9 protein-coding genes are annotated in these 13,932 nt (G+C 42.2%); 7 read left to right on the top strand and 2 right to left on the bottom strand.

All coding sequences use genetic code 11. From position 1 onward, the window contains the following. Window position 1: 1 nt before the first annotated feature. The 4 genes from B2O97_RS00125 (at window position 2) to B2O97_RS00110 (ending at window position 7,106) form a co-directional block, all read left to right on the top strand. Complete coding sequence (locus B2O97_RS00125) at window positions 2-1,852, top strand: RagB/SusD family nutrient uptake outer membrane protein (protein ID WP_286766634.1); 1,851 nt, start codon at window positions 2-4, stop codon at window positions 1,850-1,852. Window positions 1,853-1,864: 12 nt separating this feature from the next. Continuing rightward, window positions 1,865-2,542: a DUF3823 domain-containing protein gene (locus tag B2O97_RS00120; protein ID WP_046675306.1), complete on the top strand. Its 678-nt coding sequence runs from the start codon at window positions 1,865-1,867 to the stop codon at window positions 2,540-2,542. Between the two features lie 123 nt (window positions 2,543-2,665). Continuing rightward, window positions 2,666-4,579 carry a family 43 glycosylhydrolase gene (locus B2O97_RS00115; RefSeq protein ID WP_286766633.1) on the top strand — a complete coding sequence of 638 codons (1,914 nt, stop codon included), beginning with the start codon at window positions 2,666-2,668 and terminating at the stop codon, window positions 4,577-4,579. Window positions 4,580-4,607: 28 nt separating this feature from the next. Beyond that, on the top strand, window positions 4,608-7,106 hold the full coding sequence (locus B2O97_RS00110; RefSeq protein WP_286766632.1) for a sugar-binding domain-containing protein: 2,499 nt from the start codon (window positions 4,608-4,610) through the stop codon (window positions 7,104-7,106). A 241-nt stretch (window positions 7,107-7,347) separates the two neighbouring features. Here B2O97_RS00110 and B2O97_RS00105 read toward each other — a convergent pair whose 3' ends face one another. Together B2O97_RS00105 and B2O97_RS00100 are read right to left on the bottom strand one after the other, a co-directional pair. Then, window positions 7,348-8,046, bottom strand: a complete 699-nt coding sequence (locus B2O97_RS00105; protein ID WP_286734725.1) for a type 1 glutamine amidotransferase domain-containing protein — start codon at window positions 8,044-8,046, stop codon at window positions 7,348-7,350. 132 nt (window positions 8,047-8,178) lie between these two features. Beyond that, a complete protein-coding gene (locus tag B2O97_RS00100) occupies window positions 8,179-8,754 on the bottom strand; it encodes a Crp/Fnr family transcriptional regulator (RefSeq protein WP_075993518.1) in 576 nt (191 codons plus the stop codon). 644 nt (window positions 8,755-9,398) lie between these two features. On the opposite strand from B2O97_RS00100, the gene B2O97_RS00095 reads away from it, so the two are divergent. From B2O97_RS00095 to B2O97_RS00085, 3 genes are all read left to right on the top strand, one after another. Then, window positions 9,399-10,751, top strand: a complete 1,353-nt coding sequence (locus B2O97_RS00095; RefSeq protein ID WP_159333122.1) for a MutS-related protein — start codon at window positions 9,399-9,401, stop codon at window positions 10,749-10,751. A 256-nt stretch (window positions 10,752-11,007) separates the two neighbouring features. Beyond that, window positions 11,008-11,358, top strand: coding sequence for a hypothetical protein (locus B2O97_RS00090; RefSeq protein WP_139145042.1), 351 nt, complete (start codon window positions 11,008-11,010; stop codon window positions 11,356-11,358). 54 nt (window positions 11,359-11,412) lie between these two features. Beyond that, window positions 11,413-13,851 carry a hypothetical protein gene (locus B2O97_RS00085; RefSeq protein ID WP_139145041.1) on the top strand — a complete coding sequence of 813 codons (2,439 nt, stop codon included), beginning with the start codon at window positions 11,413-11,415 and terminating at the stop codon, window positions 13,849-13,851. Window positions 13,852-13,932: the final 81 nt, after the last annotated feature.

Here is a 13,932-nt window from a genome sequence, read left to right as displayed (position 1 = left end):
CATGAAACTACGATTTAAACTTACCTACATAGGCGTTGCTTTATTGACCTTGTCCTCGTTGAGCAGCTGCAATCACGACGATTGGTTTGACCGGGATTCAAAATCATTGATTACCGATGCACAGCTTTGGAATGATCCGAAACTGTTGACTTCACTCGTCGCCAATTATTACGATAGAATGCCAACGTTACATGGTGTTTTCAATACAGGAGGAATGACCGAATTGGATGATGCGATGTGGTCGGGACATCGCGATCAAAACTGGCGTAACGATTACCAATTTGGTGACGATTACGGTCGCTATTGGGACTATGGACTTATTCGGGATCTGAATCTTTCCCTAGAAAATATCGATCAGTTCAGTACACAATTGTCTGATGCACAACGCAAGCAGTATAAAGCCGAATTACGCTTCATCCGCGCTTTTGTTTACTTCGAACTCGTCAAACGCATGGGAGGGGTTCCGATTGTCACTACGCAACTTATCTATGACTTTAGCGGCGATCCAACACCATTGCAGGTGGCACGTGCCAAAGAGTATGAAGTCTACGATTTTATTTACAAAGAACTGGAAGAGATTAAGGAAGATCTCGCCGTCTATAATGCCAGTAAGACCAGAGCCAACAAGTATACGGCATTAGCTTTGGAAAGTCGGGCAATGCTTTATGCGGCATCCATCGCGAAATATAATAATCTGATGGCCTCACCGATAACGATTGCAGGGGGAGAAGTGGGAATTCCTGCCAATATGGCTACTGGGTATTATACCAAGTCGCTGGCTGCCTCCAAGGAAATTATGAACGGTCCCTATGCGCTTTACAATGAGAATGCCGATAAAGGTGCCAATTTTTATGATATGCTCAATAAGAAAACTGGTGCTGAGGTCATCTTTGCAAAGGATTTTGTAACGAGTTTAAAAGTTCACCGCTTTGCTTATGACAATATCGTCAGAAGTCTGACGGAAGACAATGAGTCGTCATCGACGATTTCGCCTTCATTGAGCCTTGTAGAAAGTTTTGATTATCTAGACGGTAGCAAAGGTACATTACATGATAAAAACGGCGCAGGAAATTACGTAGCCTACCAAAATATCAACGATATTTTTGCAAATAAAGATGCCCGTTTGTTTGGAACGGTGATTTATCCGGGAACTTCATTCCGCGGACGTGCTGTAAGTATTCAGGCTGGAGTGGCAACTTGGGGGGCGAATGGCGCTTACCAGTTTACAGCAGCCCCACAATTGGGACAGAATTATGCGAGTGGTGGTTTGTGGACCGGCTTTGATGGACCGCTTTATGATGCACAGGACGTCAGCAACACCGGTTTCTATATCCGGAAATTTGTCAGTGATGCGCCGGCGGCCAGCACACGTGGTACATCAGCTGCTAACTGGTGGCCGTGGTTTCGTCTGGGTGAAATTTATCTCAACGCGTCAGAAGCTGCATTTGAGCTGGGGCAGACTGTAGATGCAAGAACTTATGTCAATAAGTTGCGGGAAAGAGCAGGATTTCCGGCCAATAGCATCAGTAACCTAACGATGGATATCATCCGTAATGAACGCCGTGTCGAACTTGCCTTCGAAGATCATCGTTACTATGATCTTAAAAGGTGGCGTATTGCACATTTGGTGTGGGACGGATCTGAAAATGATCCCAACGCGGTTGTATATGGACTATATGCTTATCGTGTCGTGCGTCCAGGGCATGCCGATGACGGTAAGTATATCTATGAACGGGTAAGACCTGCGCGTTTCAGAAAGGCACGCTTTTTCCGTATGGCCAATTATTATGCGTCCATTAGTCAGGATGTCATCAATAAAAATCCTAAAATAGTTAGAAATCCATTCCATTAATCTAATTGAACCATGAAAATAAAATTTTTAAGCTTATTGATAGCTTTTGCAAGTCTACTCGTTGTAGGTTGCGAATATGATAATTTTGAAGCTCCAAAATCAACCCTTTCAGGACGCGTTGTTTATGAGGGGAAGGCGATTGGCGTTCGGAATAACGGCCCTCAATTGGAATTATGGCAGGATGGGTACCCGCTTCGCTCAGCAATACCCGTATATTTTGATCAGGATGGCTCTTTTTCTGTTAGTCTTTTTGATGGCGAATACAAATTGGTGCGGAAAGGAGATTCACCATGGCTGCAACAGGCAACTGATACGGTTTTGGTACAAGTGAAGGGCAATACGACCATTGATGTACCTGTAACACCCTATTTTACGGTGACAAACGAGTCTTTTCAAAAAAATAATAACAGTATTTCGGCTAACTTTACGGTGAACAGAATAGTAGGTACGGCAAATTTGGAGTTTGTGCGTCTTTACCTCGGTAAATCTGTCTTGACAGATCAGGTACAACGCGAGCTACGTGTGGACGCCAATTTGGCTAACGTTGCTTTTGGTCAACCGACGAGGATTGTCGGAGAGTTGCCGGACAATTTGAAAAACCTCGATTATGTGTTTGCCCGAATAGGGGTGAAAGCTACGGTATCGGGAGAGTACTACTATACTGCCGTTCAAAAAATAGCTTTAAAATAGGTACTGACGACAATTTAAATGGTCAGATTACGAAGCCACGGGATCAAATCCCGTGGCTTTTAGAGATGCAAAAATGTATAGACGCAAAAATATGCCAATGCTTATTTCTTCAACTAAATCTTCATGAAAAAAAACAGAATTTCAATCTTAATTACCTTATTTTTAATACATGCTACGTGCGGTGTTTTTGCACAGGCTTATCGCAGCGGACCTACCGACAAAGATTTTGCAGGTTACTTATTTGCCTATTTCAAAGGGAATGCTGTTGTAGACGAAGCTGTTTGTTTTGCGATCAGCACAGATGGCTATACCTATCGCGCGTTGAATGATAATCAACCTATCCTGGATTCGAAGATAATCAGTAAAACCGGCGGTGTTCGGGATCCGCATATTCTCCGTGGCGAAGATGGAAAAACATTTTATATGGTGCTCACCGACATGACTTCCTCCAAAGGCTGGGATTCTAATCGGGGTTTGATCCTGCTAAAATCCGAAGACCTTGTGCATTGGTCCCATCAGGCAATCGATATACAGCAGCGTTTCAAAGGTCAGGAAGCGTTGAAAAGAGTATGGGCGCCCCAGACTATATTTGACCCTTCGGTCGGTAAATACATGGTGTACTGGTCCATGCAGCACGGAAATGGTCCAGATATCATCTACTATGCTTATGCAAACAAGGACTTTACAGATTTTGAAACCGAACCTAACGTGCTGTTTCTTCCAAAAAATGGTAAATCCTGTATCGATGGCGATATTATTGCAAAGAATGGTTTGTTCTACCTTTTTTACAAGACCGAAGGACATGGAAATGGTATTAAGCTGGCGATAACTGATTCCCTGACTTCGGGTAAGTGGATTGAACAACCGGGCTATAAACAGCAGACCAATGATGCTGTGGAAGGATCCAGTGTCTTTAAACTCAATCAGTCGGACAAATATATCCTGATGTATGATGTCTATGGTAAGGGGAAGTATCAATTCTGCACCTCTGAAGACCTTGATCGTTTTAAAGTAATCGACCATCAAATTGACATGGATTTTCATCCACGGCATGGGACCATCATTCCTATTTCAAGACAAGAAATTCTGGATTTGACCACCAAATGGGGGAAACCCAAAGATATGGAATTCACATTCAGAAAGAATCCAGTATTGGATGGCTTTTATGCCGATCCGGATGTCCTCTATTCCAACAAAACAAAGAAATACTATATCTATCCAACGAGTGATGGCTTTGACGGTTGGGGTGGTTATTATTTTAAAACTTTTTCTTCCACAGATCTAAGTCATTGGAAAGATGAGGGTGTGATTTTGGATCTGAAAAAAGATGTTGCTTGGGGGCCTCGACATGCATGGGCACCTACAATCACGGAAAAGAAAGTCAAGAACGATTATAAGTACTATTATTATTTTACAGCAGCGCAAAAGATCGGTGTTGCGGTGGCCGATTTGCCTACCGGACCCTTTAAGGACGCGGGAAAACCGCTGATCGATTTTAAGCCTGAGGGTGTCAATGGCGGGCAGGAGATTGATCCGGCGGTGTTTAACGATCCCAAATCTGGAAAAAGCTATCTGTATTGGGGAAATGGCTATCTGGCTGTTGCTGAACTCAACAAAGATATGGTTTCCATCAAAAAAAATACAGTAAAGGTACTCACTCCCGATAAGACATTCCGCGAAGGTGCCTATGTTGTCTACCGCAAAGGACGCTATTATTTCTTTTGGTCAGAAGATGATACCCGGAGTGAAAATTATCGGGTACGCTATGGAACTGCAACTTCCCCTGATGGACCGATCACTGTTCCGGCTAATAATTTAGTCTTACAAAAAGATTCTGCGGAAGGGATCTATGGCACTGGGCATAATTCGATTTTGCAGATTCCCGGTAAAGACGAATGGTATATTGTTTACCATCGATTCAATTATCCCAAAGGTATTGATATGGGCGACGCAGCAGGATTTAACCGGGAGGTATGTATGGATCGTTTGTATTTTGATGATCAGGGCCATGTCTTGCCTGTTGTTCCAACGCTTTAATCACTTGAACCTAATGCAAAAAAGTAAAATGAATAATCTCATAAAAAAACTATCCGTCTTAGCTGTTTCTATTGGTATGGGCATCAGTGGCCTATACGCACAGGCTGGATTTGGTGAGGCCGAAGCGATCAATTCAGACTGGCGTTTCCATTTGGGTGATATCCAGTGGCAGGCCAGCGCAGAAACGAAGCGTGGAGCCTGGCAGCAGGTCCGTTTGCCCCATGATTGGGGCGTAAAATACCCCCTCAGTCCAAGTTTAGCCAGCGCGACAGGCTATTTACCCGGCGGTATTGGCTGGTATCAAAAACAGCTCCTGATACCTATGGCAGATCAGGGCAAAAAAATATTTATCTATTTTGAGGGGGTATACAACCGAAGCGAGGTGTTTGTCAATGGCAAATCTGTTGGAAAACGCCCCAACGGCTATATATCCTTTTCTTATGATATCACGTCATATATTGAGTTTGGAAAAGAAAATACCATCGCTGTTAAGGTCGACCACAGTAAAAGTGCCGATTCAAGATGGTACACGGGATCGGGCATTTATCGTGACGTTTGGCTTGTAAAGGCCAATCCCTTGCATATTGATCAATGGGGAGTATATGCCTATCCCGAGCTAAAGCAAGGGAAAGGAATGTTAAATACCGAAGTGACCGTTGTCAATAGTACGTCCAACGGCAGTGCGGTTACCGTTGTGCAGGAGTTGATTGATGCCGCAGGGAAGGTTGTCGCTAATAAATCGGAGAAAGTGAAGGTTAATGCTGCCGCTAAAGCGACGATACAGCAGCAATTGACGGTTGCAAACCCTAAATTGTGGAGCTTGGATCAACCCAATCAATACACCTTGCGGACAAGCGTATTGCAAAATGGAAAGCAAATTGATCAGTCGGCAATCAAAACGGGCTTCCGAACTTTTACATTTGATCCAAACAAGGGCTTTGCTTTAAACGGCGAATGGATGAAAGTCAAAGGCGTGTGCCTACATCACGATGCCGGTGTGCTAGGTGCTGAAATGTATACCGAGGTATGGCGTCGACGGCTGCAGACATTAAAATCTTTGGGTGTCAATGCCATTCGAACCAGTCATAATCCGCAAGCATCCTCGCTTTACACCTTATGTGACGAGTTGGGGCTGTTGGTTATGGATGAGGCATTTGATGAATGGGAATTTCCAAAACGGAAATGGCTGCAGGGCTGGAATGTCGGGACCCCCGGTTTTGAGGGATCGTATGACTTTTTTGAAAGCTGGGGCGAGCAAGATCTTGCAGATATGGTCAAACGGGATCGCAATCACCTCTCGATTTTCGCCTGGAGTATAGGGAATGAAGTGGATTATCCAAATGACCCTTATTCACATCCTGTCCTTAACGGCGAGAAGAAGGAGGGTGGTTTTACACAGGCTTCGTATGGCGGATACAAAAAGGATGCACCAGATGCGATGCGATTGGGTGATATAGCGAAACGCTTGGTTGCGGTTGTGAAAAAATATGATAAAAGCAGAGCTGTTACAGCAGGGCTTGCAGGTGTGGCTATGTCCAACGAAACGGCCTATCCGGGGGCACTCGACATTGCAGGGTACAATTATACCGAAAGTCGTTATCAACTGGATCATCAGCGCTATCCAGCACGCGTGATTTTCGGAAGTGAGAATCGGCACGATCTTCCGGCATGGCTTGCCGTACGCGACAACAAGCATATATTTGGCCAGTTCTTGTGGACGGGTATTGACTATCTCGGAGAGTCGGGGCGTTGGCCTTCACGTGGATTTTATTCGGGACTGCTGGATTTCGCAGGTTTTATTAAACCGAGGGGTTATTACCGCCAATCGCTGTGGTCCGATAAACCAATGGCTTATTTGGGAACCTATCCATTGAAGGGCGGAGCAACGACTACCGATGTCTGGTCTGCATTGGAATCCGAACAGGGGCAACGGAAAAATGAAGCGCCCTCCATGGATGCCTGGCCAATTTGGAACTATCAGGAGGGGCAGCAAATCAGGGTGGTCTGTTACACCAATAGCCCTCAGGCGCGATTGGAGCTTAATGGTAAGGTTGTTGGCGAAGAGAAAAATTACGATGAGAAGACAGGTATCATCTTTTGGGATATTCCCTATGCAGCTGGTAAACTAGAGGTTGTTGGTCTGGACACGAATAAAAAAGAAGTAGTTCGGCACACTATCGAATCCAGTGAACGTCCGGCGGCGATTCAGGCGACGGTGATAGGAGGGAAAGCGATTGAGAGCGGTGGCATTTTGCAGGTTGCCTTGCAAGTGGTGGATAACAAGGGACTTCCTGTGGTCCTTTCGGAAGATGAAATCACCTGTGATATTGCTGGACATGCGCGATTACTGGGTATGGAAGCGGGGAACAATGCAGATATGGGCGACTATACCGATAATAAACAGCGCGTTTATCATGGAAAAATGATCGTGTATGTTCAGGCTTTGGGCAAATCGGGCGATACAATTAATATACGATTTACCTCGTCTTGGTTGACAATGGCAAACGTAACCTATAGCATAAAATAATTAACTCACTTGTCTTTATTGAACTTCTGAACTAAAAAAGCACCGGAAAACTCCGGTGCTTTTTTTATGCCAAAATCTTATAGGATGTCCATTCCACTATTGGAAAAATTACGGTTTTATATATTGCTCACAAAAAATATAAATCGGCCAAAGCCAGTTTGTACTTTGCTGCTACCTATATAAAAATCAACAAGGTTATTTCCTNNAGGAAATAACCTTGTTGATTTTAGCTAATTGTTTATTATATCTTGCTCAATAGAGCAAACAAAGCTTTAGCAGTTTCTTCCGAAGACCCAGGGTTTTGCCCGGTAATGAGATGACCATCTTTGACTACATAACTATGCCAATCTTCCCCTTTGCTGTACTGACCACCCAATTTTACGAGTTCATCTTCCACTAAAAAGGGAACAACATCCGTTAGTTGAACCGCTTCTTCCTCGCTATTTGAAAATCCGGTAACTTTTTTGCCTTTGATCAGTGGCTGACCATTACTATCCTTGACATAGCGAAATACAGCTGGGGCATGGCATACGGCAGCGACAGGTTTGTTGTGGGCCCAAAATGATTCGATCAATGCAATGGATGTCTTATCATTGGTTAAATCCCACAAAGGGCCATGGCCCCCAGGATAGAAAACAGCATCATAATCCTGCTCATTGATATGATCCAAAGGAATGCTATTTGCCAATTTTGTTTGAAGCTCCTTATCGGCATCAAAACGTTTGGTTGCTTCGGTTTGAAAATCCGGGAGTGCACTTTTAGGGTCTATCGGTGGCTGACCACCTTTAGGCGATGCGATTGTGACGTCCACTCCTGCATCTTGTAAAACATAGTAAGGTGCTGCAAATTCCTCAATCCAAAAACCTGTTTTTTCTCCCGTATCTCCCAATTGGTCATGTGATGTCAATACAACCAATACTTTTAATTTGTCTTTTTTCATATTAAATAACCAAGTCTGTTAAAAAATTATATGTTTAAAACGATAGTACAAAGTAGGGGATAAGTTGCCAGAGCCCTATGTGATATACATCACAATTTAGCGAATGGTTTTGCTTTTGTGATATAGATCACATTATTTGGCTTGGTATAGCCTGCTCAGTGTTTCGCGGGAAACACCCAGATATGCTGCAATCAAATGTTTGGGAATGAGATTATAGAGTTCAGGATATTGCTGCATGAGTTCCTCGTAGCGGCTTCGAGCATCGTTGTTCAGCAGTGACATTATTCTTTTTTGCAGCCCAATATATCCTTTATTGGAACGCCATCTAAAAAAGGTTTCAACTTCGTGAATTTCCTTACATACTTTTTCACGGTCTTCGTTCGATAAGCAAAGAGTGTCTGCATCGCTGACACAATCTAAATTGACCGTAGCTGGGCCTTGGTTATGCAATGCATTATAATCGGAAGCCCACCAGGTTTTTGTGGCGAACTGTAAGATATGCATCTTTTGTTCATCGTTGGTGAAATAGGTCTTTAAACAGCCATTTAGCACAAAATACTCTTGTTCCACAAGGTCTCCTTGACGGATAATCATTTGTTTCTTTTTAAAGGAGATCGGTTTAAAAAAAGAAAAGAAGTAGTCGAATTGTTCGTCGTTTAACTGGACGGTTTTGTCGATATGTTGTCTCAGAATTTCACGCTCGGTCATAGCTAACAGTTACTTGATCGATTTAAAATTAAACAAAATCTCACAATGATAGCGAAGGGCTGCATCAAGTTCTCCTCAGATTCAAAATTAAGAAGGGAATAACACTACTTTTACAGGGGGTAACAAGGGGTTNNAACCCCTTGTTACCCCCTGTAATATATTAAGATAATATTAATTTGATTTTAACTTGTTCCTAGACAAAAACGCAACTTGAAATCCTTTAGCCGCGCTGCTAAATTTCCATGTTTAACCGGTTTAGTGATTTATAAAAAATGATTTTTTTAAATTTTATTTTGTTTATACAAAGTTATTTTCTATTTTAGTGTTGCCCATTCAAGGGCACTTTTCATAAAATAGGTTAATAATATGGCTAAAACACCCGGAGTACCCCATGCTTTCGGGTGTTTTTTTGTTTTTTACCCTTGCGTTATTCCTTGGATATGTCCTATAAATTTAAATGCTTAAGAACCTATGTCTTGCCTGATTGGCTCATTAGTTAAATATTTCCGTTTTAATATTCTAGAATAATCGCTAGTAATCTCATGATTATGAAAACTTATTTCGCTGTATAACGATTCTGCTACAGTGTTGCTAATTATAATGACTTTGAGTAAGTTTAAGGAAAGAGCCACAATAAATAAATTATGTCGATCGTTGACAAGCAAACCTTAGCGGATTTAAATGTTACCAACAGTAGGTATAAGGATATGGTCGATTTTTTCGATTGTACAGTTACGCTAGGTGGGCGGGATATGTTGTATAGTTATTTTCTTAAACCTCTTTCCTCTAAATTGGAAATAGAAAGCAGACAGCATCTAATTCTTTTTATGCAAAAAGTTGAGATTTCGGATCTATTGGATAAGTATATGATGCAGGATCTGGAGCAATATTTGTCTCTGCCGCAAGAACCCTATTCATCTTCCAGGGCTACTTATTATCTCGAAATGGTGTCAACGAATTTTTTGTCTTTGGATTTTAAAAAACGCGAGATACTTATTAAGCGATCTATTCACGAGATCGCTAAGATTACAGATGGTCTTGCTATTTTTTTAGCATCTGCAAAATCAGAAGGTCATAGTTTAGCTATTCTCAAAGAATATCGTAAGCACGTAGATTGTGTTTTGGAAGATATCGATCGGGATGAGTTTAAGCAGTTGCTGAATAACAAATTTTCTAAGGAGCTGATGATCAAATACGATTATCTTTTTAGAAATATAAAACGAAATGCAATACGTGAGATTTTCGATGTTTTGTATCATTTGGATGCTTTGTTCAGTGTAGCAAAAAGTATCAAAGGAAAGAATCTTGTTTTTCCTCAAATTGAGGAAAAGACAGGGGGAGAGGATATGATCACCATACGTGGAGCTTATAATTTATTTATTGAAGATGCCATTAAAAATGATGTAGAAATAAAAAAAGAAAACAACCTTTGGTATCTGACCGGAGCAAATATGACGGGCAAATCTACCTTGTTGAAGACAATTGGAAGCTGCGTTTATCTGGCACATCTTGGTTTTCCGGTTTCAGCAGATGCGATGAAAACAGTACTTTTTGACGGAATATCGGCGACCATAAATTTAGGTGATAATATAAATGCAGGTGCAAGTCACTTTTTTAACGAAGTATTACGGGTTAAACATTTGGCGGAATTATTGGCATCCGGTAAACAAATGTTTATTCTCATGGATGAGCTATTCAAGGGGACAAACCATAGTGATGCCAGTGAAGCAACCCTGGAGTTAGTCAACTGTTTGAAAGGATACAAGAACAGTGTATTCTTATTGTCCTCACATATTACGGAAATTTGCCCCATACTGTATAAAGATGGTATTGCACTGAAATATTTGGGGGTTCAGTTGGATGAACAGAAGGGTATTATCTTTACATACCGACTTTTGGATGGTGTTGCCGAAGAAAAGTTAGGCATGTGGTTATTGCGCAAAGAACGGGTATTTGAGATTTTAAGGGAATTTGATTTGGGAATACAAAAAGAATGAGATTATTGTTATATTGATTATCTTGTTTCAGTTTTATAGTCTATGGTAAACTTTTGGTCAAATCGAATCAATTGTTTAAGCATTTTTTTAGGTGGTAAAATTGCAGATATCTTTGGATCCAGTAGACTTGACGAAGTAATGGGGAACGAACCAAATAAACAATGGGGCTCGGTAATACTGTTGAAAGCAAATAAAATCAAAGTTTTAAGCAAGTATCTGAAAGTCGCGTCAGTAAATGTATTGGCAAACTAAAAAGATGAATTACTTTAAAAAACAACTCTATATCCTGTGTCTACTAGGCGTGTTGGGCCAGGCAAAGCAGAGCTATAGTCAGCAGCTGCCGCTATTTAACAAAGAAAGCAACAGCCTGTCTGGAGACTGGCTAATAGGAACTCCCCATGCGAAAGCAGGGCTCTTCAAGACGAAAGAAGGTCATTTGGTATTTTCCAATGGCTTGGTCAGCCGTACATTTACGACTTTTCCAAATGTAGCCAGTATTGGTTTGGACGAATTGACTGGAAATACAGCATTTCTAAGGTCGATCCGATCTGAAGCCAGTGTAACAATCGATGGGTTTACCTTTGATGTCGGTGGATTGGAAGGATAAAAAGTACATAATTACTTACTAAAAGAATGGATACCGAGTTTAAAGGCTAATCCCATGGCTTTTAAGTTCCATGATTATAAAATTGAAGATACAAAACCCCGTTTTGGCTGGAAAAAGAGGCCAAACTGGATGCCTAAAGAGATGCCTTGGCCAGTGCCGGGCAAAGAGCTGACATTTAACTATACATTGGATCAACAGGCGATCGATGCTCTTGCCGCAAAGAGCAAAAGTGACCAAAACAGATCATTGCTGTTGGAAGATAAATTTCAGCGTTTAGCGTCCGACTGGAAGTTGATAGTGTCAAAATCACATGCACGTAATTCCTTTGTCAATGAAGAAAAAGTGGGCGAGATTATGGCACTGGAGAATGCGGCAGTATTTGCTGAAAGAGCGGTTCCTCAAGACGCAAAGGTACTCGTCGCCAAGATGAATAAAGGTACTGATCAATCCAACGATTGGGGATTGGGTTTTGGGCTAACACTAACGAATAGTAGCCCCAGACTTTATTGGCGAGCAAGCGAAGGCAAAGTAGTCTTTTTTGATGGCAAACGCGATAACGGAACCTTCGAAGTTGGTAAAGCAGATCAGCTATGGTTTAGATATGAAATAGCGGATAAAGAATTATTGGCACAAGCCTCTTTGGATGGACAACAATGGCATACTGTCGGTCATCTTTCGCTAAAGTCAGGTGACAAGATACAGTTGGTTCGTGTCGGAAAAATGGATCCAAACGGCGAGAACAAAGATGGAAAGGCTTCTACAAAGGAAGGTCGCTCCAAAATAGAAGGTTTTTGGGCATACGGTGATTTTTCATCCCAATTTGCAGGCGATCTGTCCAGTAAACTTGCTTATATGAAAAACGTTACGGTACAGGTTCATTATGATCTTTATGATGACATGCCGATCTTTAGTAAGTGGATTACTGTGAAGAATCAGTCGGACCGGGAAATTGTGGTTAATAGCTTTAAGAGTGAGCAATTGGCTGTATTTGAGCCCGAAAGTTCGGTAGATCATAGAAGCCGTTGGTTATACCCTAATATCACCGTGGAAACAGATTATACATTTGGCGGTATGAGCGAGGAAGTCGTTTATTCCTCGAGTCTGGAGTGGAAAAAAGACCCGCTATATACCACACAGGTCCACTACGACCGGGAGACACCCTGTCTGTTGGAAGTTGCACCTAAAATGGGACCCGAACAACAGGTTGCTGCCGGTGGAGAATTTGCAAGCTATCGGGTTTGGGAGCTGTTGAACGATAGCTGGGAACGCGAACGTAAGAGCCTTGGATATCGAAAAATGCTGCGCTCCATGGCGCCATGGGCAACTGAAAATCCAATATTGATGCATGTACGGAGTTCGGACAACGAGTCGGTAAAAAAGGCAATTGATCAAGCAGCGGAGGTTGGTTTTGAAATGGTGATTATGACCTTTTGGTCTGGATTCAATGCCGAAGATGATTCTCCCGAAAATCTCAAGCGTATGAAAGAGCTTGCTGACTATGCGCATAGCAAAGGAATTGAACTTGGAGGCTATTCGCTCCTGGCCAGTCGGCATATTGATGCTAAAAATGACGTTGTGCTACCTGAAGGCATGCATCCTCGCTTTGGAAGTTCACCCTGTATTGAGAGTGAATGGGGCCAGGCTTACTTCAAAAAGCTGTATAACCTGTACGAAAGTTCGGGACTGGGTGTATTTGAGCACGATGGCTCTTATCCTGGAGATTGGTGCTATTCCACCGATCACCCCGGGCATCATAATGAAAAAGACTCGCAATGGAATCAGTTTAAACGGATTACTGATTTTTACAAATGGTGCCGTGAAAAGGGAATCTACCTGAATATTCCGGATATGTATTTCTTGAACGGCGGCAACAAAGTAGGAATGGGCTACCGCGAAGCGAATTGGTCATTACCGAGGGCACAACAGGAAATTGTGGAAAGACAGAATATCTTCGATGGTACCTGGGCGAAGGCACCATCGATGGGGTGGATGTTTGTTCCATTGGTAGAATATCAAGGTGGCGGCAAAGAGGCAACGATAGAGCCTTTGAAGGATCACCTGCCTCATTATGAACAACGCTTGGCCAATCTATTTGGCGCAGGTGTACAGGCTTGTTATCGTGGACCACAGCTTTATGACTCCCCAGAGACGAAAAATGTAGTAACCAAATGGGTGAATTTTTACAAGAAACACCGTGAAGTTTTGGACAGTGATATCATCCATGTGAGACGTCCTGACGGGATGGATTATGATGCTATTTTTCACGTAAATCCAGCGGGAAAAGAAAAGGGATTACTAATGATCTATAATCCATTGGACGAAGCGATAACACGAAAAATTAAGGTCAACTTATACTATACCGGACTGAAAGGAAATGTGCAAGTGGTTGAGCAAGATCAGAACAGTAGGACAATGCCATTAAATGCAGCCTCGGAAGGGATCTTTGAGGTCAATATACCAGCAAAAAGTCAAACTTGGTTTGTGATTAAGTAAAGAGTCTTCTCATCATTGTGATGAGAAGACTCTTTTTTTACCCGATGGGATAGGGCATTCTATACGTTATTCAATATGGAG

The sequence above is a fragment of the Sphingobacterium sp. UBA865 genome (assembly GCF_002295765.1).
Taxonomy (GTDB): Bacteria; Bacteroidota; Bacteroidia; order Sphingobacteriales; family Sphingobacteriaceae; genus Sphingobacterium; species Sphingobacterium multivorum.
Note: the sequence above shows the minus strand (reverse complement) of the source record. Positions and strands in the feature narration are given on the sequence as shown.